Source organism: Thauera chlorobenzoica, from assembly GCF_001922305.1.
Lineage (GTDB): Bacteria > Pseudomonadota > Gammaproteobacteria > Burkholderiales > Rhodocyclaceae > Thauera > Thauera chlorobenzoica.
In genome coordinates this window covers 1462031-1485601 of sequence record NZ_CP018839.1, presented here as the reverse complement: position 1 = coordinate 1485601, position 23571 = coordinate 1462031, and the positions used below count along the sequence as shown (strand labels likewise).

The following is a 23571-nucleotide window of genomic DNA, read 5'->3' as shown; positions in this document are numbered from 1 at the left end:
CAAGGCAATCGGGCCGCCCTGCAGCCGGCTCCGGGCCGGTCGGCAGCTTTCCCGCAGCCCCGCACCCCGGTGAAACGCTCCATAGAAATCAGCCCTTTAACGGTCCCCTCCGGTAACGCCTGGGGGACGGGATGCCCTAGGGGCCGCCCCCTATGCTTAGGTGCTCACACCAATTGCTGCACGATCCTGTGCGGCCTAAGTTAGTCCCATGGGCACCGTTATGAAGCAGCGACTGCCGGCGATCGATCCGGCCGCGACTTCGACTCACATTCAATATTGAGGCCGCAGTGAAAATTCCTCTTGTTACCGAAATACAGAGGTTCAGCCTTCAGGACGGCCCTGGGATCAGGACGACCATTTTCCTGAAAGGTTGCCCGCTGCGCTGCCCCTGGTGCCACAACCCGGAAACCCAGGACGCACGGCAGGAATTCTATTTCTACCCGGATCGCTGTGTCGGCTGCGGTCGCTGCGTGGCCGTCTGCCCCGCCGAGACGTCCCGCCTCGTGCGCAATTCGGACGGTCGCACGATCGTCCAGATCGACCGCACGAACTGCCAGCGATGCATGCGCTGCGTCGCTGCCTGCCTGACCGAAGCCCGCGCCATCGTCGGGCAGCACATGAGCGTCGAGGAAATCCTGCGCGAGGCGCTGTCCGATTCGGCGTTCTACCGCAATAGCGGCGGCGGCGTCACGATCAGCGGCGGCGACCCCCTCTATTTCCCCGATTTCACACGGCAACTCGCCGGTGAATTGCACGCCCGCGGCGTTCATGTCGCGATCGAAACCTCGTGCTTTCCGAAGCAGGGGAAAGTCGTCGAATCGATGATCGGCATCGTCGACCTTTTCATCGTGGATCTGAAGACGCTCGACGCGCGCAAGCACCTCGAAGTCATCGGCTGGCCGCTCGCACCGATTCTCGCGAATCTCGAAACCCTGTTCGCGGCAGGCGCAAAAGTGCGCATCCACATTCCGGTGATTCCCGGCTTCAACGACTCGCACGCCGATGTCGAAGCTTACGCCGAGTATCTCGGCAAGCATGCAGCAGCGATCAGCGGAATCGATCTGCTCAATTTCCACTGCTACGGCGAAGGCAAATACACCTTTCTCGGCCGGGCCGGAAGTTATCAGTACAGCGGCGTGGACGAGACGCCTGCCGAAAAGATCGTGCCGCTGGCGCAGGCATTGAAGGCCCGAGGGCTTGCCGTCACCATCGGCGGCATCGTGGGCATCGCCAATGGCAAGAACGAACTAGCCGGGGGCATCGCCCTGGAAGTGCATCACTGACCCAGCATCAGGAGGAAATCAAATGACGACCTGCAAGGACTGTGCTTTCTTTTTTTCAATTCCGGAGGACGCGGACGATTTCGAAAAATCGAAAGGGGACTGCGTGACCCAGAAGGACGATGAAAAGGGCAGGTACTGGCTGTCCAAGCCCGTCTTCGAAAACGACCAGTGTTGCGGCGCGTTCCACAAGCGCTGAACAGAACCATACGACAGAACAAGGTAGGAGACAGCAATGAGCGATGTACAGACGCTGGAATACAAGGGGAAAGTCGTTCAGTTCGCCCCCGAAAATCCGCGCGAAGCCGAGATCCCGGCCGATGAACTGCACGAACATCTGCAAAATCCGTCTACCGAGCGCACCCGCCGGCTGAAGGCGCGCTGCCGCTGGAAACATGCCGCGGCGGGCGAGTTCTGCGAGAAGGGCGTCACCGCCGGGATCGAACGCATGCGCCTGCTCACGGAGTCGCACTGGGCCACGAGAGGAGAGCCGGAGCCGATCCGTCGCGCGCACGGATTGAAGAACATCCTCGACAAAAGCACGCTCGTTCTGCAGACCGACGAATTCATCGTCGGCTACCACGCCGAAGACCCGAACATGTTTCCGCTCTATCCGGAACTGTCCTACATGGCAGTGCAGGACTATCTGAAGAGCAAATATTCGCCGCAACCGGCCAAGGAAGCCCAGGAGATCGTCGATTACTGGAAGCCGTTCAGCCTGCAGGCCCGCTGCGAGCCGTATTTCGACCCGGTCGACCTGCGCCGCGGCTACCAGGTCAGTACGATCGAAGGGCCGGTTTTCGCATCCGGCTACAACAGCGTGATTCCGCCGTACGAGACGGTGCTCGAAGACGGTTTGCAGGCGCGGATCGCGCTGGCCGAAGAGAAAATCGAGCATGCCCGTGCGGAAATGGAAAAATTCCCCTGGCACGCTCCCAGCGGTCTCGAATGGATCGACAAGATCGACAACTGGAAAGCAATGGTGATCGCCTGCAAAGCGGTCATCGCCTGGGCACGCCGTCACGCACGCCTGTGCAAGATCGTCGCCGAACACTTCGAAACCGACCCGAAACGCAAGGCCGAGCTGCTCGAAATCGCCGACATCTGCCAGCGCATGCCCGCCGAGCCGGCACGCGGCCTGAAGGACGCGATGCAGTCGAAATGGTTCACCTTCCTGATCTGCCACGCGATCGAACGCTATGCGAGCGGCTTCGCGCAAAAGGAAGACTCGCTGCTGTGGCCGTACTACAAGGCGAGCGTGATCGACAAGACTTTCCAGCCGATGGAGCACAAGGATGCGGTCGAACTGATCGAAATGGAACGGCTGAAGATCTCCGAGCACGGCGCCGGCAAGTCGCGCGCCTACCGCGAGATCTTCCCCGGCTCCAACGACCTCTTCATCCTGACCCTGGGCGGCACCAACGGCGACGGCTCGGACGCCTGCAACGACATGACCGACGCCATCCTCGAGGCGACCAAGCGCATCCGCACGACGGAGCCGTCGATCGTGTTCCGCTACTCGAAGAAGAATCGCGCCAAGACCTTGCGCTGGGTTTTCGAGTGCATCCGCGACGGGCTCGGCTATCCTTCGATCAAGCACAACGAACTTGGTGTGCAGCAGATGCTCGAGATGGCCAAATACAGCCGCAACGGCAACGGTGCAACACCGGAAGAAGCGCACTACTGGGTCAACGTGCTGTGCATGGCGCCGGGACTGGCCGGCCGGCGCAAGGCGCAGAAAACCCGCTCCGAGGGCGGTAGCGCGATCTTCCCGGCGAAGCTTCTCGAAATCACCCTCAACAACGGTTACGACTGGTCGTATGCCGACATGCAGATGGGGCCGGAAACCGGCTACGCGAAGGATTTCAAGACCTTCGACGAGTTGTGGGAAGCCTTCCGCAAGCAGTATCAGTACGCCATTGCGCTGGCGATCCGTTGCAAGGATGTCTCGCGCACCATGGAGTGCCGCTTCCTGCAGATGCCTTTCGTCTCCGCACTCGACGACGGCTGCATGGAACTCGGCATGGACGCGAACGCCCTGTCGGAACAGCCCAATGGCTGGCATAACCCGATTACCAGCATCGTCGCCGGCAACTCGCTCGTCGCGATCAAGAAGCTCATCTACGACGAGAAGAAGTACACCATGGCCCAGCTCATGGACGCCCTCCAGGCGAACTGGGAAGGCTACGAGGAGATGCGCCGCGATTTCAAGAATGCGCCGAAGTGGGGCAATGACGACGACGACGCGGACGTTCTGATCAGTCGTTTCTACGAGGAAATCCTCGGCGGCGAAATGATGAAGAACATCAACTACTCGGGCGGTCCGGTGAAGCCCACGGGGCAGGCGGTCGGCCTGTACATGGAAGTCGGGTCGCGCACCGGCCCCACTCCGGACGGGCGTTTCGGTGGCGAGGCTGCCGACGACGGCGGCATTTCTCCGTATTCGGGTACCGACAAGAAGGGGCCGACCGCGGTGCTGCGCTCGGTGTCCAAGGTGCAGAAGAACCAGAAGGCCAATCTGCTCAACCAGCGTCTGTCGGTGCCGATCATGCGCAGCAAGCACGGCTTCGACATCTGGCACGCCTACATGGACACCTGGCACGAGCTCAACATCGACCACGTGCAGTTCAACGTGGTCAGCACCGAGGAGATGAAGGCCGCGCAGCGCGAGCCGGAAAAGCACCAGGACCTGATCGTGCGCGTATCCGGCTTCAGTGCCCGCTTCGTGGACATCCCGACCTACGGCCAGAATACGATCATTGCCCGCAACGAGCAGAATTTCAACGCCCAGGACCTGGAGTTCCTGAACGTCGAGCTCTGACCGCGGGGGCCGGGAGGGCGGGCATTTCCCTCCCGGCTCATCGGCGGCCTCTCGAGTTGATGGACATACTTAATTTTGGATATCGATCATGAGCGCAACACCGCATACCCAGGTGCACTGGGAAGAGAACACCGCCCGCCCCTGCCGCAAGTGCAAATGGCAAACGCCCGACCCGACCGATCCGATGCGCGGCCAATGCACCGTCAACCGGCATGCGATGGGCGGCGTGTGGAAACGCTGGATCCGCGACGTCGAGCACATGACCTGCAGCCGTCACGAGGAAGGCGAACTGAGCTTCCGCGACCACGTGTGATGCAAACGACAGCACGGTAACGGGATGGCCGCGCGGGAGCACCCGCCTCCCGCCGGCCACTCTCCACCACACCGGCAGACCGCGTGCGGCGGACCTTTCCACCCCCCAGCAGCCAAGACACCCTCATGAAGAACAGCGGACTCCTCGACAGCGTGCACGTTCCTGCGGCCGACCCCTATTACTACCTGAATACCGAAACCCTGAGCCTGCTCAATCGCATTCACCGGATCTCGCAGAAGCACCCGGTCAATGTGCTCGTCGTCGGCAAGCAAGGCTGCGGCAAGTCGTCCCTGGTGCGGCAGTACGCCGCGGTGCATCACCTGCCGCTGGCGACCTTCCAGATCGGCCTGCTGTCCGAACCGGGGCAGCTCTTTGGCGAATACGCGCTCGAGAACGGCGAAACCCGCTACAAGCAGTTCCTGTTTCCGCAGGCGCTCCAGACGCCGGGTTGCGTGATCCATCTCGAGGAGATCAACCGGCCCGAGCACCCGAAGGCGCTCAACATGCTGTTTTCGATCCTCTCGGACGATCGCCAGGTGTGGATGGACGAGCTCGGCCTGCTGAAGGTCGCCGACGGCGTGGTGTTTTTCGCCACCCTCAACGAGGGCGACGAATTCGTCGGCACCGAACTGCTCGACCCGGCGCTGCGCGACCGCTTCTACGTCACCTCGATGGATTTCCTGCCCAACGACGTGGAACGGGAGGTGCTGCAGAAAAAGACCGGCGTCACCACCGCGCAGGCCGAAGAGATCATCGGCGTCGTCAACAGCCTGCGCGCGAGCCCGGAGCTTGGGGTCGAGGTGTCCACGCGCAAGGCGCTGATGATCGGCGAGATGATCGCCGCCGGGGGCAGCCTGCGCGAGGCGATCGCGGCGAGCCTGCAGACAGACCGCGAGACCCTCGAATCCGTGCTGCTGTCGCTGCACGTGGAACTCGGCAAGACCGAGCGCGGCACGACCGAGTACGTGCTGTTCACGCCACGCTGACCGTCCCCCGACACCGTCCGCCCCTCCCGCGCACAGGATCCCTGCGATGTCCCCGGCTCCCGCCACGCCCGTCATCGAACGCTTCGTCATTCCCGACACCGACGGTTATTCCGAATTCTGGCGCCGCGACAAGTCGCCGGTCGAACCGCTCGAGCTCGCGAAGCTGCTGCACGCGCTGCGCAAGGTCGCCGCATTCGTCGGCCGCAATGCGGGCGAAGTCGTGTGGTCCGGCATGGCACAGGACGACGCCACGATCGCGATCGATCCGTCGCCGATCCTGGGCTGCTACCCGGTGCCGGCGGCGCGCACCGACCTGGTGGTCGGCCTGACCGTCCACCAGGCTTACCTGCGCACCGAATGGAGCGCGCGCGTGCGCGAGCTCGCCCTCGCCCGCCTCCAGCCTCCGCCGCAGTACGCATACAAGTTCGGGCTGTTCCTCGACCTCTGCGAGAGCGTCTACGTCGACAACCTCGCCAACCGCAGCGTGCTCGGGCACTACGCGGAAATCGCGCGACGCTGGCGCGTCGAGAACAATGCGTGCCGGCTGCTGTCGCCGCCGACACTATCCGAGGCACTGCACTTGTGGTGGATCTTCGCCACCGACCGCGACCCGGATCGCTACCGGACGCGATGGCTCGATCCGTGGCTCGAGGACCTGCTCGATCGCGCCGCATTCGACAAGTTCTATCAGGCGCCCTTCGAGCAGCTTGCGGCCCTCGTGCCGGCATTGCGCACCCAGTGCCCGGCGATCACCGGTATCGCCGAACGCGTCGAGTTCCGCGTCGAGCGCTACCTGGCCCTGTGGAAGACGCTGCTGCCGCGCATACGCTTCTGGATCGGCGACAGCGGCGACCGCTTCATGATGCCTTCAGAATACGATGAAAACATCGCCACCGAAGATGCCGAGCGCAAGGCGGTGAAGGCGACCATCGTCAGTTACGCGAAGCTGATTGAGCGCGCGCTGCCGGCGAAGAACCGCGACCTGACCGAACAGGTGCTCGACAACGTGATGAATGCCGAAGGCGTCGTCCGTGTCGAGGGCAGCGACATCCTGATGCCGGCCCAGGACCTCGTCGATGCGGCGCTGCGGCGCAAGCTCGAGCGCGTGGTGCGCCATGCCGCGCAGCGCACCAGCGCCTTCAACCGCGGGCTGACCTCCGGCAAGATCCACAGCCGGCGCCTCTACCGCGCACACACGACCGGTACGGTGTTCCAGGAAAAGAAGAACGAATACGACTTGCGCAACGACGTCGTGCTGCTCGTCGACGCGACCGGGTCGATGGCCGATCCAGCCCGGTGGTCCCGCGCCGAGACGGTGTTCCAGACCCTGTTCACGGCCATTCACGCCTACGCGAAGAATGCACGGCTGTTCGCCTACAACGAGACCCGCAGCGCCTGCCGGATCTCGGAGCTGTTCCGCGACGGACGCATGCACACCGTGCTGCCGCAAGGCAAGACGGCTTCCGGCGAAGCGATCATCGCCACCGCGCTGTCGACGCGCAGCGCTGCACGCCGCCGCATCATCATCCACCTCACCGACGGCGCCTCGAACTGGGGCTGCGGCGTCGCCGAGGCGATCGCCTTCTGCCGGCGACGCAACATCGGCCTGCTGACCCTCGGCATCGGCTGCAGCCCGGCGGCGAAGCAGTCGCTACGCGACGAGTACGGCAAGCTCGTGCAGTTCATCGATGATCTGCAACAGCTGCCGCCATTACTCGGCAGCCTGCTCAATTACGACGCCCGTCACTGAGAACGCACCATGACGGAGACGCTCGTCGCCCACGTGCTCGATCGCGAGTGGGAGCTGTTTCAACGGGTACATAGCGCCCGCCCCGTGCGCTGCCAGAGCGCGCCGGCCAGTTTCCGCACGATCCGCGGCAGCCTGTTCGATCTGTGGACCGGCGAGATGCTCGCCGCCTATCTCGAGGCCCTCGAACGCGCCGTCGCGCAGGGCCGCAACCCGCTCGCGGAAAAGTACGCACGCATGGACGGGCTGATTCCGCCGCTATCCGAGAACCCGTTGATCGACGCAATCGTGGCGGTCGAGGAACGCTGGCAGACCGAACTGCAGGCGCGCTACCCGGCGCTGTACCGGCGCTGCTGCCGCAGCCGGGCGCCGACCGGCGACGGGCGCAATTTTTCGGTCTATCTGCGTTGCGAGCTGGAGACCTACGGCGAGCGGACCGTGCACCTGTACCACGAGAACGTCGAACGCGCCGCCACCGCCGGGCGCAATCTCGCGATCGAAGCCCTCGACCGGCTCGTCGCACAAAGCGGTTACGCCAGTCTCGAACAGGCCGAACAGGTGCTGAGCGGACGGGCAGCGGAATGAACGACGCACGCCCCCGCATCCCGCCCCCTGCACCGCCCCCCGTAGTCTTCGGCGCCGCCGCCGCGCTGCCGGGCACCGCCGCCCCCGCCCGCCTGCTGTGGCTGATCACCGGCTTCTGGATGCTGCAGCCGCTGTCGACGGACCTCTATCTGGCATCGCTGCCGACACTCGCCGCATCCTTCCGCGTAGCACCGGCGGCGGTGCAGCAGACCCTGTCGATGTTCGCCCTCGGCGTCGCCGTGTCGCAGCTCGTCAGCGGTCCGCTGGCCGACCGCTTCGGCCGCCGCCCGATGCTGCTCGCCGGGCTGCTGGTCTATGTCGCGGCAAGCCTCGCGTGCGCGCTCGCCACCCACATCGACGCACTGATCACCGCCCGCTTCGCCCAGGCCGCGGGCAGCTGCACGGTCGCCGTGATCGCCCGCGCCGTTGTCCGCGACGCCTGGCCGGCCAGCGAGGGGGCGCAGGTGATCGCCCGCTCGACGAGCATGCTCGCGGTCGCGTTGCTGCTCGCCCCCATCGTCGGCGCCCAATTGCAGGCGAGCTTCGGCTGGCGTGCGAACTTCACGTTGCTGACACTCGCCGGTGCCGCGCTCGCGCTCATCTCGGCCGTGCGCTTCGCCGAGACGATGACGCAGCGCCCCCCCGCGGCGATCCGACCCGCCGCGCTGCTACACAACTACGGCGCGCTGCTGCGCAGCCGCGCGTTCTGGGCCTATGCGCTGCCGGGGGCGCTCTCTTTCGGCATGGTGTTCGTCTACATCTCCGGCGCGTCGTTCGCGCTCATCGACGTGCTCGACGTGCCCACGCGCCACTTCGGTTACCTTTTCGCGCTCGGCGTGCTCGGCTACCTGGTCGGCACCCAGCTCTGCCGGCGGATGCTGCCGCACTACGGGCTGGCGCGCACCCTTCGCGTCGGCAGCACGCTGGGGCTGGCGGCGGGCACAACCTTCGCCATCGGGCTCGCACTCGGTCTGCAGCACTGGGCGACGGTCGTCCTCGCCCACTTTCTCGTCACCCTCGCGCACGGCATCAACAGCCCGTGCGCGCAAAGCGGGGCGATCGCCCCCTTCCCCGAAAAAGCCGGCGCCGCCGCGGCCCTGCTCGGATCGCTGACGATGCTCTCGGCGTTCCTGGTCACCACCCTCGTCGGTGCCAGCTACGACGGCACGCTGCGGCCGCTCGCCACCGTCTCGGCGCTGCTCGCGCTCGCGCTGTTCGTCGCCGAGCGTGCCCTCGCCGCGTACCGCCCGGCAGAGGAGGCCCAAGCATGACCCTTCCCCTCCCCGGCGGCGAGGCCGCCTGGATTGCCGCGCGCGCCGACGCATCGCGCTACGTCCTGTCCGAACACGTGATCCGCTCGCTGATGGCCGGCAGCATCGAGGCGGCGCAGATCGAAGCGGCGCTGCGCGGCGGCCGCATCATCGAGGAGCACCGCCATCGCGAGCGCGACCCGGCGTACCTGCTATGCGCCGTCCACGACGGCAAGCCGGTGCATGCGATCGCCGCCCCACGCGCCGACGGCTGGCTCGTCGTCACCCACGCTTACGTGCCGGCGCCCCCCGTGTGGCGCACCGCGTTGCACCGTTCTTCAGGAGAGCCGACGATGTCCGATTCGATCACGACCTGTTTCTTCTGCGGCGGCGCCATCAAACAGGTGACTGTCGGCAATTTCGACTACCGCCTCGAAGGCCGGCTGTACGTCATCAAGAAGGTTCCCGCCGGCCTGTGCCAACAGTGCGGCGAAAAATACGTCGATGCCGAAGTCGGGCGGCGGCTCAATACGCTGATCGCGCAGCAGGCCTTCACCGGCAGCGAGAGCGTCGACGTCATCGACTACGCGACTGCGCCGTGAACGGACTGTCGCTCGCCGAACAGTATTTCGAGCGCTACGGCGATGAACTGCTCGGCGGCGAATTCGCGCCTTGGCGCGAGCGCATCGCAGCCGGCCTTGCCGGCGACGGCTCGGACTGCCTCGGTTTCGACGACGAACAGTCGCGCGACCACGACTGGGGCCCCGGGTTCTGCCTGTGGCTGACCGACGCCGATCACGCCGCGATCGGCACGTCGCTGCAGCAGGCCTATGAGCGGCTGCCGAAGTCCTTCGCCGGCTTCGAGCGCTCGACCACCGAATGGGGTGGTGATCGCGTCGGCGTGCTCGAGATCGGCGCCTGGTACAGGCAATACCTCGGCCATCCCGACGGCCCGCAGACGCTCTTCGACTGGCTGCGCATCCCGGAAATGCATCTCGCGGCGTGCACCTCCGGCCGCGTCTTCCACGACCCGCTCGACGAGTTCTCGCAGCGCCGGCGCCGGCTGCTCGCCTTCTATCCCGACGACGTCAGGCTCGCGAAGATCGCCGCGCGCTGCATGTCGATCGGCCAATCGGGGCAGTACAACTTCGCACGCGCGCTCGCCCGCGACGAGTTTTTCGCCGCGCGCTACGCCGAAACCAAATTCTGCAGCGACCTGATGTCGCTCGTCTATCTGCTCAACCGTCGCTACGCGCCCTATTACAAATGGCTGCACCGCGGCCTGCTCGCGCTGCCGCGCCTGGGCCATGCCGTACATGCACGCATCGCGGCGCTGGTCTCGGCAGCCGACGCCGACGAGAAGCGCGCGCACATCGAAGTGCTGTGCGCGCTCTCGGTCGCCGAGCTGCAGGCCGAAGGGCTGACCGACTCCGACAGCCCCTTTCTCGTCGATCACGGCCCGCTGATCCACAGGCGCATCGACGATCCGGCATTGCGCCGCCTGAGCGTGCTGATCGGCTGAATCCGCAACGAAGGAGATCTTCATGGCGAAACGGGTACTGGTCATCGGCGGCAGTTACTTTTCCGGCCGCGTCTTCGTCGAGGAAGCGCTGAAGATGCCGGACGTCGAGCTGCATGTGTTCAACCGCGGCAGACTGCCCTTGCGCATGGACGGCATCACCGAGCACGTCGGCGACCGCGAACGCCCCGAGCAGGTGGGCGACGCGATACCGGGCGGGCAATGGGACTCCGTCGTCGATTTCTGCGCCTACACCCCGGCCCACGTCGAAACCCTGCTCACCAACCTGCGCGGCACCGTCGGCCAGTATCTGCTGATCAGCACCACGACCGTGTACCGCAAGACGACGCAGCAGCCCGTCGACGAGCGCGCACCGCTGCTCGACGGGCCGCAGCCGGAGCTGGGCGAATACGCCGATTACGGTTACCACAAATGCCTCGCCGAAGAGGCCGCGCGCCGCGAATGCGCGCGGCGGGGCGTCGCGCTGACCGTGCTGCGGCCGGCGATCATCTACGGCTATTACAACTACGCGCCGCGCGAGACGTATTTCTTCGACCGCCTGCGCGCGCGCGAGCCGATCGTGATCCCCGAGCCGGGCGCGTCGCGCTTCAACTTCATCTGGGTCGTCGACATGGCCCGCCTGCTGTGGGCGTGCATCGGCGATCCGCGCGCCTTCGGCGAAACCTTCAACCTCGCCTCGGGCGAAGTGGTGTCCCATGCACGCATCGTCGAGGCCCTCGGCGAAATCACCGGCAAGGCGATCGACACGCTGCGCCTGCCCGCCGGGGAGATCGCGCGCCGCAAGCTGCCGCTGCCGTTCCCGCTCGACGAGGACCTCGTCTATGACGGCACCAAGATCGACCGCCTGTTCGGCTTCGAGCACACGCCCTTCCACGTCGGCCTGCGCGAAGCGCTGAAGTACTACCTGATGGTCAAGCGGCGCGAAGCGGCCGCCGCCAACGCGCGATGAATGCCGACCTGATCCTGTACAACCTCGTCGCGTTCACGCCCGAACGCTTTTCCGGCGGGCGCGGTGCCGACCACGGGTCGATCATCGCAATCAAGGACGGCCGGATCCTCTACGTCGGCGACCGCGCCGCGCGCGCCGCCCTCGCCGGCCCGCACACGAAGCTCGTGGACTGCCAGGGCGCGACGGTGATTCCGGGGTTCAACGACGCGCACTGCCATCCGGTCGCCTTCGCGATGACGACCCGCTACGTCGACTGCTCGCCGCCGCACGTGCGCAACCTCGGCGATCTCATCGACGCGCTGCGCTCCCGGGCGGCGGAGACGCGCCCGGGCAACTGGCTGCGGGCGGCGAACTGCGATCCGGCGATCCTGGCCGAGCGCCGGCTGCCCACGCGCTGGGAGCTCGACCGCGCCTCGCCCGTGCATCCGGTGATCGTCGTCGAGCGCAGCGGACAACATTGCGTGCTCAACAGCCGCGCGCTCGCGCGGTGCGGCATCGACGAGTCGGCGGGGCCGTCCGACGCCGGCACGATCCACCGCGATCCCACGAGCGGGCGCGTCAATGGCATCATCTCCGGCAACCACGCACAGGTGGCCGCGGCGATGCCGCCGCTTTCAGCGGATGAGATCGAGGCCGGCCTGCGCGCCGCCGACCGTGCCTTCCTCGAATCCGGGATCACGACCCTGCAGGACACGAGCTGGTCGAACACGCCGGCGCACTGGCAGGCGATGGCCGCCTACAAGGAACGCGGCCTCCTCCGTCCGCGCGTGTCCCTGTGCGCCGGCGCCGACAGCGTGGGCGCGTTCGCCGAGCAGGGGCTGCGCACCGGAAGCATCCATCCCGGCGGCGACCCCGATATGCTGCGCCTCGGTGCGGCGAAGATCGCGCTCGACGAGAGTACCGGCGATCCGGACCCGCCACAGGAACTCCTCGACGCCACCGCGCTCGCGGCCCACCGCGCCGGCTTCCAGTTCGCCTTCCACGTCCCCGACCTCGCGCTGCTGCACCGCTCGCTGAACACGCTCGCCTTGCTCGACGGCGCCGGTCTCCGGCCCCGCCTGCGCCCGCGCTTCGAGCACTGCCCGGCCTGCCCGCCCGAGTGGCTGGACCGCCTCGCCGCGAGCGGCGCACTCGTCGTCGCCCAACCCGCGCTGCTGCCGCTCGCCGCGCCGGCCGTGCACGCGCGCCCGCCCGACCCGACGCAGCCCGCGCTGTTTCCGTTCCGCTCGTTCCTGCGCCATCGTATCCCGCTCGCATTCGGCTCGGATGCGCCGCTGGTGTCCTGCGCACCGCTCGAAGGCCTGAAGGCGGCCGTGACACGCAGCGACGACGACGGCCGGCAGGTCGCGGCCGAGGAAGCGATCGCGCTCGCCGACGCGCTGCGCCTGTACACCTACGGAAGTGCGTGCGCGGCCGGCGACGAGGACGCGACGGGGACGATCGAAGCCGGCCGCCGCGCCGATCTCGTCGTCATCGAAGGCGGCGGCGACTGGGCGACGGCCGACGATCTCGGGCGCGCGCGAGTCGTGATGACGTTGATCGGCGGACGGATCGTCTGGGCGCGATAGCGCAACAGACGTCGCAGAAGCGGACACGGGCGTAACGCCGGGTGATGTTACAAACCGCACTGGACAAGTGCTCGCATCATGATGTACGTTTATCCGTACATGTACGGATAAACACCATGGACGCCATTTCCTACACCGCAGCCCGGGCCAATCTGGCCAGTACGATGGACCGCGTCTGCAACGACCACGAGCCGCTGATCATTACCCGTAGCGGGCAAGCCTCGGTCGTCATGCTTTCCCTCGACGACTTCCAGGCCCTCGAGGAAACCGCCTACCTGTTGCGCAGCCCCGAGAATGCGCGCCGCCTGCTCGGCGCCATAGCCGAACTCAATGCCGGCGGAGGCAACGAGCGGGAACTCGACGAATGAAGTTGATCTTCGCCGAGGCCGCTTGGGAAGATTACCTTCATTGGCAGCAACAAGACCGGCGCATGGTGGAGCGGATCAACAAGCTCATTCGCGAAACTCAGCGTGAACCTTTTTCCGGTATCGGCAAACCTGAACCGCTCAAACACGCCCTGGCGGGATTTTGGTCCAGGCGGATTACCGACGAGCATCGGATGGTGTACAGAATCGCCGGCGACGCGTTGCTGATCGCTCAGTTGCGCTACCACTACTGAGCGATTTCCGGGAATCAGGATTCCTCGCTGAACGAAGGGTCACGTAGGCATAGCTACCTCGCGACCGGGTAACCCAACGCCGCCCCCGAAATCGATTACGGCGCGCCGAGTTGCGGCCCTCGGGCCACGATCGTGGTGGGCGCTGCCTCAGCCGGCATTGCACCGCGGATTGAGCGTATACCGCCCCGTCAGCGACGTTTTGCCGAGCACATGCCCCTCGATCGCGCGCAGCACGTCGGGGCCGGTGAATTTCCCCTCCACCGGGCAGCGCTCGAGATCGACGGCGTAGAGCGTGAACACGTAGCGGTGCACGCGCTCGTCGTTCCACGGCGGGCACGGGCCGTCGTAGCCGAAGTAGTCGCCGGCCATCTGCGGGTCCTGGGCGAAGCCGCGGGTGAAATCGTTGACGCCGTGGCGCGCGCCATGGCGGGTTGCGGGACCCGGTTTTCCGCGCGCCACGACACCGTCGGAGAATTCGCCTTCATTGACGCCACGACAGGTGGCGGGAAGATCGACGAGCACCCAGTGAAAGAAATCGACCCGCGGCATCGACTCCGGAATCACGACGTCGTCGCGGTTGATATGGTCGAAACGGCTCGGCACGTCCGGGTCGTGGCACACGAGGACGAACGAGCGCGTGCCCGCAGGCGGCGCGTCCCAGGTAAAGCCGGGGCTGCGGTTGGCGCCGAGGCGGAAGTGCGTCTCCGGATCGGCCACCGCCAAGGCGTGGATTTCCGGCAGTGGCCGGTTGTCGTCGAAACTGCTCGTCAGACGCATCGTTCCTGTCTCCTGTGCGCGGGGCGGGCGGTCGATTGCCGCCCCGTCATCGGTCTTCCCGCCGCCCTCAGGCGCCGCGGAATGCCGGCGCGCGCCGTTCGCCGAAGGCCTTGAAGCCTTCCTTGCGGTCTTCGGTGTCACGCAGCACGCCCCACAGCAGGTGCGAGTACAGGATGCCGTGCTCGAGCGGCATGTCCTTGCCGAGCACCGCGGCCTGCTTGGTCGCCTGCACGCTCAAGGGCGCCGCGCTGGCGATCTTCTCCGCATAGCTGCGGGCGAGATCGGCGAGTGCCGACGGCTCGACGACGTCGCTGACCAGCCCATAGCGCAGCGCCTCTTCGGCGCTGATCATCTCGCCGGTGAGCAACATCTTCATCGCCACCGCCTGCGGAATGGCGCGCGGCAGCGCCTGCGTGCCGTTGAGGCCGGCGAGGCTCGCGACCTTGACTTCGGTGAGGCCGAATTTGGCGTTCGTGGAAGCGATGCGCAGGTCGCAGGCAAGCGCGATCTCGAGCCCGCCGCCGACCGCGTAGCCGTTGATCGCGGCAATGATCGGCTTCCACATCTTCATGTGCGGCAGGATCGGCTGGCCGTCGCGCAGATAGGTCGCGGCCATGCACTCGGTGGGCGGTGGCGATTTTTTCATGTCGGTGCCGGTGCAAAACGATTTCTCGCCGGCGCCGGTCAGCACCGCGACACGGATGTCCGGATCGGTGCGCACACGCGCCCAGATTTCAGTGAGGTCGGCGGTCGATTCCGGGTCGAGCGAATTCATCGCTTCCGGACGGTTCAAGGTCACGTAGGCGACGTGGTTCGATACTTCCAGCGTTACCGGCATTGCGCTTCTCCTGTCTATTTGTGGTGTTCCGATCCGCTTCAGGCGGCAACGAACGGGCTGTAGGTCCTGCCGTCGGTCAGCAGCTTCTTCGCGATCGACATGCGGTGGATTTCCGAGGCGCCTTCGACGACGCGCCAGATGCGAACCATGCGCGCGACGTATTCGATGCCCATCTCGCGCGACAGACCCAGCCCGCCGTGGAGCTGGATCGCGCGGTCGGCGACGCGGGTGAGCATTTCGGTCGCGGCGATCTTCAGCGACGCCGCTTCGAGCCGCAGGTCCTTGTGCCCCTGATCCGACTTCCACGCAGTGAAATAAAGCTGCAGCCGCACCTGCTCGAGCTCGATGGTCGAATCGGCGATCCAGTTCTGCACTGTCTGGCGGTCGGCGAGGGCCACACCGAAGGTTTTCCGCAGGTTGGCCTGGTCGATCATCATCTGGATCAGCCGCTCGGCCATGCCGGTGCAATGCGCTGCGAGTTCGATCCGGCGCACGCCGAAGCGGTTCTGCAGCGGAATGAAGGCGTCGCCGACCTCGCCGAGCACGGCTTCATCGCCGACCCGGACATTGTCGAGATACACCGACCAGGTCGGCATCGCGCCGATCACCGGAATCTCGGCGCCGATACGCAGCCCCGGCGTGTCCTTGTCGAGGATGAACGCGGTGAAGCGGCGCTTGGTCGGGGCCTCCTTGTCGGTGACCGCGATGCAGATGAAGAACAGTTCGTCCTTGTCGCACTTGCTGATGAAGATCTTCGAGCCGTTGATCACCCACTGGCCGTTCTCGCGCACCGCGGTCGTCGTCAGGCCGCTGATGTCGGAGCCCGCGCCCGGTTCGGTGGCCATCATCGCGGAGTCGATCTCGCCGCGGCAGTAGCGGCGCACGTACTTGTCGCGCTGCGCCGGGGAGCCGCATTCTTCGAGGTAATAGAGATTGGGAGCGTCGGGCGGCAGCGTGAAGCCGTGATGCGAGAAGCCGATCAAGGACTTCGACATTTCCTCGACGACCAAGGTCTTAGCGAACATGCCGAGCCCCTGGCCGCCGAGCTTCTCGTCGACCTCGATGCCCCAGAAGCCCATCTCCTGGGTGATCTTCATCAGCCGCGCATGATCGGCCTCCGGCAGCAGCGTGTAGCCGTCGGTCCACATCCGCATTTCCCGCTCGAGCAGGACCTTTTCCAGCGGCATCAGCTCGTTGGCGGTGAACCGGCGGGCCACCTCCTTGAGCATCGTCTGTTCTTCGGATAAGGAAAAATCCATTTTTCGTCTCTTGTCTTATGTTTGTCGGGCCCGATCCGCCGATCCACGCCTTCGATCGGCATCCGGGCGCATCAGCGACTCGATCTTGTCCGCGATCGATACGCTGCCGTTGCGGCGCTCACACCAGCACCTGCTGAGCGGCCAGATCCTCGATTTCCCCGTGCGAATAACCCAGCATCCCGCCGAGCACCTCGCGAGTGTGTTGCCCGATCGACGGCGCCGCGCTCTTCATCTCGACCGGCGTGCGCGAGAACACGATCGGCGCGCGGTTGTAGAGCGTGACGCCGACCTCGGGGTGATCGAGGTAGGCCCAGAAGCCGCGCCGGCGCAGATGCTCGTCCTCGATCGCCTCGCGCGCGTCGCGCACCTCGCCCGCCGCCACCCCCGCCTTCAGCAGCGCCTCCATCAGCCAGTCGCCGTACTGGGTGGCGGTCCAGCCCTCGATGCGCTCGTCGAGTTCGGCCGCGTGCCGGCGGCGCATTTCGATCGTCGCGAAGCGCTCGTCCTCGGCCCACGGCGGGTTGCCCATGACGCGGCGCAGCGTCGCCCACTGCGCGTCGTCGAACACCGCGATCGCGATCCATTTGCGGTAGCCGAGCGTGGTATAGACGCCGTGCGGCGCGGCCTCGGGGTCGCCGTAACCCTGCGGCCCGAGCGCCTCGCCGTTGGCGGCGAAGGCCATCGGCGCGCTCGGGGTCATGCAGATCGCCGATTCGAGCTGCGACAGGCTGACCGTCTGGCCGCGCCCGGTCGCCTCGCGTTCGAGCAGCGCCGCCATGATCCCGAACAGCGTGTGCGTCGGCACCATCACATGGTCGGTATAGTTGGTGCCGGTGCCGAACGGCGCCTGGCCGGGGAAACCGGCGCGCGCGGTCAGCCCGCACAGCGCGTTGAGGTTCACGCCGTAGCCCATGTAACGGCTGTGCGGCCCGTCGATACCCTGCATGCTCATCGTCACGTAGATCGCGCGCGGGTTGATCTTCTGCACGTCCTCCCAGCCGAGCTTCCACTTCTCCATCTGGCCGACACGGAAGTTGTTGATCACGATGTCGCTTTTCTCGATCAGCCGCACCGCGACCTCGCGCGCCCGCGGATGGCTCATGTCGAGCGCGATGTCACGTTTGTTGGCGTTGCGCGCGGCAAAGTAGCCGCTGCGGTCCAGCCCCGTGCCGATGCCGTCCTTGAACGGCTCGCCCCGGCGCAGGGTGTCCGGGCGCTTGACGCTTTCGATCTTGATCACGTCCGCGCCGCACTGCGCCAGCACGCTGGTGGCGATCGGACCGGCGCCGACCCACGAGAAATCGCACACCACGATGCCCTCCAGGGCACGTTCAATGCTGTTCGGCATACACCGCCCCCATCCGCAACAGGTTGTCGATTTCGAACGCCGGGTAGCCGCACTCGACGAGGATTTCCCGCGTGTGCTCGCCGATCCGCGGCGCATTGCGACCGAGCTGCCACTGCAGCTCGCCGAATTCGTACGGCGCACCGGGATAGGTGATGTCCGCCCCGAGCGTGTCGTTGAACTGCGTCTGCCAGAATTCGCGGTGCGCGAGCTGCGGGTTGGCGAGCAGATCGCGGCCATCGCTGACCGGCGTCACCGCGACGTTGAAGCGTTGCCCGATCTCGTACAGCTCGGCCTTGCTGCGGCTTCGCGTATAGCGCTCGAAGACGCGGCAGAAGGTCGTATAGCCCTCCTCCGAAGTCCGGTACGCGTAATCGATCCACTTGTCATCGTCGAAAAGCGGCCACTCCTCGACGCCCTCGGCCTCCATCCAGCGCACGAAGGGCGTCCACATGTCCTTGTTGCGCCCCATGATCGCGACCAGCGCGATATAGCCGTCGGCGCACGGATGCAAGGTCGCGCTGCCGGCCTCGCGCCCGCGCCCGCGCCGGATCTTGCCCTCGAGGTCCCAGAACTGCGCGGCGTTCTCCAGCGCCATCGCCTCGGCCTCGATGCAGGCGACGTCGACCAGTTGGCCTTTGCCGGTGCGCTGCGCGCTGAACAGCGCGATCGCGCTGCCGACCGCCGCGTACGCCTCGGCCATCCGGTAGGCCTGGTTGTCGGGGGCGCGCACCGGCTTGTCGCCGTCGATGCCAGCGAGCCAGAGAAAGCCGCTCAGCGCCGAGCAGGTCAGATCCGAACCGGGGTAGGCCGCGAGCGGCCCGGTGCGCCCGAACGGCGTGACCGAGGTCTGCACCAGGCGGGCATTGTCGCGGCTCAGTTCTTCATACGACAGGCCGAGCCCGTCGAGATAGCCGGGGCGGCAGCTTTCGACGAGCAGGTCGGCGCCGCTGCACAACGTGCGGAACACTTCACGTCCCGCCTCGTGTTCGAGATCGACCGCAAAGCCACGCTTGCCCGCGTTGTAATAGAGGTACGGCAGGCTCGCCTGCACGCCGGGCTGGTTGCGGAACCAGGGGCCGACGCGGCGCAGCGGGTCGCCCGCGGGCGACTCCACATGGATCACGTCGGCGCCCAGCCCGGCGAACATCTTGGCCGTGTAGGGGCCGAGTTCGCCGGTCATATCCACCACCCTGAATCGGGAAAAATCCTGTCCCATGTCACCTTTCTCCTGCTCGCCGAGGACTGTTACGCGCTGTTTTCAGCCCGCGAACAGGCTCCGTCCGCCGCACACATAGAGCACCTGGCCGGTGACGAAACCGCTGTCGTCGTCGGCGAGGAAGAGGAGCGTGTTAGCGATGTCGTCGGGCTCGCCGAGCTTGCCGGTGGGCTGGCGCGAGAGCAGGAACTGCTGATCCTTCTCCGGCAGCTCGTCCCACATCGGGGTGTGGATCAAGCCCGGCGCGACACAATTCACCGTGATCCCGGCGCGGCCGAGCTCGATCGCCAGTGCGCGCGTCATGCCGACGACGCCCGCCTTGGCGGACGAGTACGGCGTCTGGCCGGCGCCGCCGAGCCAGGCACGGGAGGCGATGTTGACGATGCGCCCGTGCTTGTTCTCGACCATGTGCCCATGCACCGCCTGCGTGCACAGAAAGGTGCCCTTCAGGTTGACGTTGATCGTGACGTCCCAGTCCGCCTCGCTGAGCTTGCGCAACGCGCCCGCACGCTCCATGCCAGCGTTATTGACCAGAATATCGATGCGGCCGAATGCGTCGATCGTCTGCTTCACCATGCCGTCGACCGCCGCCTTGTTGCCGATGTCGGCAACCGCGCCCAGCACGCGATGCCCCCGCGCGCTGAACTCATCGACCGTCGCCCGCACCTTCTCGGCGTCGATGTCGTTGATCACCACCGCCGCGCCCTGCTCGGCGAAGCGCAGCGCCGTCTGCTTGCCCATGCCGCTGGCCGAACCGGTGATCAGTGCGACCCTGTTCTGAATTCCCATTGCCGCCTCCGTGATCAAATCGACATCGAAAAGTACGCGCTCTTGCCACCGCAGACGAACAGCGTCTGCCCGGTGACGTACTTCGAGCTGTCGGCCGCAAGAAAGCCGACGGCGTTGGCGATATCGGCGGGCGTGCCCAGCCGTTTCACCGGAATGCCGCCGGCAAGCTTTTCGCGCTCGGCCGCCGGCGTCGTCTCGCTGTCGACATCGCCCATGACGACGGTGTTGACCGTGACCCCGTCACGCGCCGATTCGAGCGCGAGCGCCCGCGTCAGCCCGAACAGGCCGGAACGCGCGGCGGCGACGCTGGAGGTATTGGCGAGCCCGAGGTAGCGGAGGTCGCTGATATTGACCACGCGCCCGAAGCCAGCCTCGCGCATGCCCGGAACGACCGCACGCAGGTAGTGGAACGGCGCCGCCAGACCGGTGTCGAGCGCGGCACCGACATCGGCGTCGGAAATCTCCGGCAGCGGCTTCGCCGCGAGCGCACTTTCGTTATGCACCAGGACGTCGATCCGCCCGTAGCGCGCCTTCACCTGCGCCACGCTGTCGCGGATCGCGCCCGCCTCGACCGCAGCCGTGGCCACGGCCATCACCGTCGCCCCTTTTCCGGCCAGCTGCGACGCGAGCTTGTCGAGCCGGCCTGCGTCCGCGCCGGCGAGCGCGAGCTGCACGCCGGACCCGGCGAGCCGCAGCGCGACCGCCTCGCCGACCGCATCGTCGGCATTGACGATCAGCGCCACTTTTCCATTGCTGTTGGATTTCATCGCCCTGTCTCCCCGCTTACCAGTCGCTTACCAGCATGTGCATCGTGCATGCCGCGTGTTCCGTGCCCGACAAGCCGCCGCCGGTCACGTGCGTCATCGCCACCCGCGGCACCGGCTCGACCTGGTAGCCGGGGCACTGGTTGCGCATCTGCTTGACGCTGGCGGCAATCTGCGCCGCGCCCGAAGCGCCGATCGGATGGCCGTACGACAGCATGCCGCCGCGCGGGCTGACGACGCATTTGCCGCCGTGGGTCGCGTTGCCGTCGCGCAGGAACTTGAGCCCCTCGCCTTTCGGACACAGGCCGAGGCATTCGTAGTACAGCAGTTCGGCGATCGTGAAGGCATCGTGCAGTTCGACGATATTCACGTCCTCGGGGCCGATGCCCGACTCCTCGTAGAGCTGATGCGCGGTCTCCTCGGTGATGTCGTCGCCGGTGATGTCACGCGGACGGTTGTGGTACGGCCCCGAGCGCACGACCGAGCCGGCGACCCGGATCGGCTTCTTGATGCCGAGCTTCTTCACCATCTCTTCCGAGCACACCACGACCGCGCCGGCACCGTCGGCGATGCCGCAGCACTGCTGCAGCGTCAGCGGCGAGGCGACGACGCGCGAATTCACCACCTCCTCGATCGAGATCTCGCCCTTGAACCAGGCATAGGGGTTGTTGGTGGCGTGGCGGCGGTTCTTCACCGTGATCATCGCCAGATCCTCGGCGGTAGCGCCGGTCTCGTACATGTAACGCTGGGCGCGCATCGCGTACTTGCCGGTCATCACCGCGCCATGCACCGTCTCGATATCCGACATCGCGGTCGCGAACGCGGTGCCCTGCGCCATGTGCAGCGTATGGTTCTCGCAGCCGATGCCGATCGCCACGTCGGCGAGCCCCAGCGCCACATCGCGCACCGCCAGATGGATCGCCATGCCGCCCGCCGAGCAGGCGCTCTCGACGTTGATGATCGGCAGGTGGCCGCACATGCCCAGATCCTTGAGCACGGTCTGCCCGGTGACCATGCCGTTGGTGCCGTTGCCGACATAGGCGCTCTGCACCATCGTCGGACGGTCGATGTTCGACGCCTTCAACGCCTCCAGTGCCGCCGCCCGACCCAGCACGTCGAAATCGACTTCATGCCGACCGAATTTCGTCTCGCCGACCCCGGCGATATAGACCTTGCGCTCCAGTTTCATTTGTCGTCACTCACCGAGGATTAGATCTTGCGGAACTTGTAGCTGATCAGCGGCACACCGTCGCGGTTGTCGCGCACCGGCCCGACCGTCAACTCGACCTCGTCGTCGCAGCGGAAGCTGCCCGGCGCGCCTTCGAGCTGGGCGAAGATCCGCAGATTCTCGGGCAGGTCGATATAGCCGAACGAATAGGGGGTCTTCATTCCCGCCTGGCCGATGAAGTTGTCGCTGAAGCTGTAGAGCTTGCCGCGGCGGCTGAGCGGCACGACCTCGAACTCCTCGCCCCAGCAGCTCGGGCACGGGCTCAGTTTCGGGAAATCCAGCTGTCCGCATTTCTTGCAGCGGTAGCCCTTGAGATAGGGCGCACGGCCGTCGGCGGGCGCCTCGAGAAGATCCGGGTGGAAGAACGTGATATCCGGCTTCTTTTCCGGCTTCTTGTTCGTCTTTTGCTCTGACATGGCACCTCCGCAGGAATTGTTTCGTGTTCGACCTGGGGCCATTAAATCCCGCAGGCCGGAACGCAACAATCGGTCCGAACACCTAGGCGCTAAGGGGCAACCCCACAGCCCGGCGCGGGGAAAAGATCCAGCGCGCGCCATCGATCGCGGGACGGACCAGCGCGCGGCGGGCGGGCACGGCAAGCCCCGCCAATGCCTCTGCGCAGGGCGCATGGGCGGTCGACGTGGTCGCAGTGCCGGCCCGATGGCGGCAGGGAGCTACTCAGCCCTCATCCCAGGCGGGGAAAGGAAGGCGGAGGAAAGGAAGGCGGAGGAAAGGAAGGCGGAGGGCATGGCCGGAGTCCTCACGGCCCCTCAGGTCAGGATGAACTCGGCATCCGGTCGCGGCGGCGGCGGCGGGATTTCGCCGAGCATCTCGCGCAGGCTGGCGTCGACTCCGGCGACGATCGCGTCGAGGGCGAGGTCGTTGGCCATGGTGCCGAACGGCTCCTCGATTTCGTCGCTCAAGGCTTCGAGAGCGAAGAAGGTGTAGGACACGAAGGCCACCACCAGCGGCGTCATCCAGCCGATCGAATCGACCAGGCCGAACGGCAGCAGCATGCAGTACAGGTAGCAGCTGCGGTGCAGGATCACCGAGTAGGTGAACGGCAGCGGCGTGTTGGCGATGCGCTCGCAGCCGCCGAGCGTCTCCGCCAGGCGGTCGAGCGAAGCTTCCATGTGCTGCGCCAGCATCGGCGTCAGCTCGCCGGCCTCGCGGCGCGCGCGCAGCCAGGCGCCGAGCCACAGCAGGATGAGGTTGGGCGCCGAGCGCGCGGCGGGCATGCGCGCGAGCACTTCGGCCGGCAGCAGGTTTCCCAGCCCGTCGGCCGCGGGGCGGCCGCGCAATTCGTTGCGCATCGAGGCGGCGAAGGCGATCAGGCCGAGGACGAAAGGACGCGCGTGCACGCTGCTGCCGTCTCCGCTCAGGGTCAGCGCCTGGCGGGCCAGGTTGCGTGCCCCGACCAGCACGTGGCCCCACAGCTTGCGCGCTTCCCAGTAACGGTCGTAGCTGGTGTTGATGCGAAAACCGAGGAAGATCGCCAGCGCCACCCCCATCAGCGAGAACGGCGCCGAAGTCAGCGTGACCTTCCAGTGGAACAGCTCGCCGTGCGCGAGCACGACCGCGCAGGCGAGAAAGAACACGAACAGCTGCTGCGACAGGATGCGCCGCAGCAGCGAGCCGCGGCGCACGAACAGCAGGCGCACCCAGTGCGGGCGGGGACGAACGATCACGCAACT

24 protein-coding genes are annotated in these 23571 nt (G+C 66.2%); 14 read left to right on the top strand and 10 right to left on the bottom strand.

Annotated elements, in window-relative coordinates:
- Positions 1-287: 287 nt before the first annotated feature.
- The 14 genes from bssD to Tchl_RS06950 all read left to right on the top strand — a co-directional run bounded on the left by bssD (position 288) and on the right by Tchl_RS06950 (position 13658).
- Positions 288-1283 carry a [benzylsuccinate synthase]-activating enzyme gene (gene bssD, locus Tchl_RS07015; RefSeq protein WP_075147768.1) on the top strand — a complete coding sequence of 332 codons (996 nt, stop codon included), beginning with the start codon at positions 288-290 and terminating at the stop codon, positions 1281-1283.
- Positions 1284-1305: 22 nt separating this feature from the next.
- Complete coding sequence (bssC, locus tag Tchl_RS07010) at positions 1306-1479, top strand: benzylsuccinate synthase subunit gamma (RefSeq protein WP_075147767.1); 174 nt, start codon at positions 1306-1308, stop codon at positions 1477-1479.
- Between the two features lie 36 nt (positions 1480-1515).
- A complete protein-coding gene (gene bssA, locus Tchl_RS07005) occupies positions 1516-4101 on the top strand; it encodes a benzylsuccinate synthase subunit alpha (RefSeq protein WP_075147766.1) in 2586 nt (861 codons plus the stop codon).
- An 88-nt stretch (positions 4102-4189) separates the two neighbouring features.
- The gene (bssB, locus tag Tchl_RS07000) at positions 4190-4414 is read left to right on the top strand and encodes a benzylsuccinate synthase subunit beta (protein ID WP_075147765.1); all 225 of its coding nucleotides are present in this window, start codon (positions 4190-4192) and stop codon (positions 4412-4414) included.
- 125 nt (positions 4415-4539) lie between these two features.
- On the top strand, positions 4540-5400 hold the full coding sequence (locus Tchl_RS06995) for an AAA family ATPase (RefSeq protein WP_075147764.1): 861 nt from the start codon (positions 4540-4542) through the stop codon (positions 5398-5400).
- 46 nt (positions 5401-5446) lie between these two features.
- Positions 5447-7150 carry a vWA domain-containing protein gene (locus Tchl_RS06990; protein ID WP_075147763.1) on the top strand — a complete coding sequence of 568 codons (1704 nt, stop codon included), beginning with the start codon at positions 5447-5449 and terminating at the stop codon, positions 7148-7150.
- Between the two features lie 9 nt (positions 7151-7159).
- A complete protein-coding gene (locus Tchl_RS06985; protein WP_075147762.1) occupies positions 7160-7732 on the top strand; it encodes a DUF4125 family protein in 573 nt (190 codons plus the stop codon).
- The gene (locus Tchl_RS06980; protein ID WP_083945173.1) at positions 7729-9003 is read left to right on the top strand and encodes a multidrug effflux MFS transporter; all 1275 of its coding nucleotides are present in this window, start codon (positions 7729-7731) and stop codon (positions 9001-9003) included. Before Tchl_RS06985 ends, Tchl_RS06980 begins: the two co-directional genes overlap by 4 nt.
- Positions 9000-9584 (top strand): DUF4258 domain-containing protein, encoded by a 585-nt coding sequence (locus tag Tchl_RS06975; protein WP_075147761.1) that lies wholly within the window; start codon positions 9000-9002, stop codon positions 9582-9584. Before Tchl_RS06980 ends, Tchl_RS06975 begins: the two co-directional genes overlap by 4 nt.
- On the top strand, positions 9581-10504 hold the full coding sequence (locus Tchl_RS06970) for a DUF4037 domain-containing protein (protein WP_075147760.1): 924 nt from the start codon (positions 9581-9583) through the stop codon (positions 10502-10504). Before Tchl_RS06975 ends, Tchl_RS06970 begins: the two co-directional genes overlap by 4 nt.
- 22 nt (positions 10505-10526) lie before the next feature.
- Positions 10527-11471, top strand: a complete 945-nt coding sequence (locus Tchl_RS06965) for an SDR family oxidoreductase (protein ID WP_075147759.1) — start codon at positions 10527-10529, stop codon at positions 11469-11471.
- A complete protein-coding gene (locus tag Tchl_RS06960; RefSeq protein WP_075147758.1) occupies positions 11468-13039 on the top strand; it encodes an amidohydrolase in 1572 nt (523 codons plus the stop codon). The genes Tchl_RS06965 and Tchl_RS06960 overlap by 4 nt, the downstream gene beginning before the upstream one ends.
- Before the next feature lie 116 nt (positions 13040-13155).
- Positions 13156-13407, top strand: a complete 252-nt coding sequence (locus Tchl_RS06955; protein WP_075147757.1) for a type II toxin-antitoxin system Phd/YefM family antitoxin — start codon at positions 13156-13158, stop codon at positions 13405-13407.
- A complete protein-coding gene (locus Tchl_RS06950) occupies positions 13404-13658 on the top strand; it encodes a Txe/YoeB family addiction module toxin (protein ID WP_075147756.1) in 255 nt (84 codons plus the stop codon). Before Tchl_RS06955 ends, Tchl_RS06950 begins: the two co-directional genes overlap by 4 nt.
- Before the next feature lie 147 nt (positions 13659-13805).
- Here Tchl_RS06950 and Tchl_RS06945 read toward each other — a convergent pair whose 3' ends face one another.
- From Tchl_RS06945 to Tchl_RS06900, 10 genes are all read right to left on the bottom strand, one after another.
- Positions 13806-14435 carry a YbhB/YbcL family Raf kinase inhibitor-like protein gene (locus Tchl_RS06945; protein ID WP_075147755.1) on the bottom strand — a complete coding sequence of 210 codons (630 nt, stop codon included), beginning with the start codon at positions 14433-14435 and terminating at the stop codon, positions 13806-13808.
- A gap of 67 nt (positions 14436-14502) precedes the next feature.
- Positions 14503-15273, bottom strand: coding sequence for an enoyl-CoA hydratase/isomerase family protein (locus Tchl_RS06940; RefSeq protein ID WP_075147754.1), 771 nt, complete (start codon positions 15271-15273; stop codon positions 14503-14505).
- 38 nt (positions 15274-15311) lie between these two features.
- Positions 15312-16532: an acyl-CoA dehydrogenase family protein gene (locus tag Tchl_RS06935; protein ID WP_075147753.1), complete on the bottom strand. Its 1221-nt coding sequence runs from the start codon at positions 16530-16532 to the stop codon at positions 15312-15314.
- A gap of 118 nt (positions 16533-16650) precedes the next feature.
- The gene (locus Tchl_RS06930; protein WP_075147752.1) at positions 16651-17880 is read right to left on the bottom strand and encodes a CaiB/BaiF CoA transferase family protein; all 1230 of its coding nucleotides are present in this window, start codon (positions 17878-17880) and stop codon (positions 16651-16653) included.
- A complete protein-coding gene (locus Tchl_RS06925; RefSeq protein WP_075147751.1) occupies positions 17864-19096 on the bottom strand; it encodes a CaiB/BaiF CoA transferase family protein in 1233 nt (410 codons plus the stop codon). Before Tchl_RS06925 ends, Tchl_RS06930 begins: the two co-directional genes overlap by 17 nt.
- Before the next feature lie 42 nt (positions 19097-19138).
- The gene (locus Tchl_RS06920) at positions 19139-19885 is read right to left on the bottom strand and encodes an SDR family NAD(P)-dependent oxidoreductase (RefSeq protein ID WP_075147750.1); all 747 of its coding nucleotides are present in this window, start codon (positions 19883-19885) and stop codon (positions 19139-19141) included.
- Between the two features lie 14 nt (positions 19886-19899).
- Positions 19900-20628, bottom strand: coding sequence for an SDR family NAD(P)-dependent oxidoreductase (locus tag Tchl_RS06915; protein ID WP_232311683.1), 729 nt, complete (start codon positions 20626-20628; stop codon positions 19900-19902).
- A 40-nt stretch (positions 20629-20668) separates the two neighbouring features.
- On the bottom strand, positions 20669-21838 hold the full coding sequence (locus Tchl_RS06910; protein ID WP_075147748.1) for a thiolase family protein: 1170 nt from the start codon (positions 21836-21838) through the stop codon (positions 20669-20671).
- Positions 21839-21858: 20 nt separating this feature from the next.
- On the bottom strand, positions 21859-22293 hold the full coding sequence (locus Tchl_RS06905; RefSeq protein WP_075147747.1) for a Zn-ribbon domain-containing OB-fold protein: 435 nt from the start codon (positions 22291-22293) through the stop codon (positions 21859-21861).
- Between the two features lie 354 nt (positions 22294-22647).
- Positions 22648-23565 carry a bestrophin family protein gene (locus tag Tchl_RS06900; protein WP_075147746.1) on the bottom strand — a complete coding sequence of 306 codons (918 nt, stop codon included), beginning with the start codon at positions 23563-23565 and terminating at the stop codon, positions 22648-22650.
- Positions 23566-23571 lie beyond the last annotated feature (6 nt).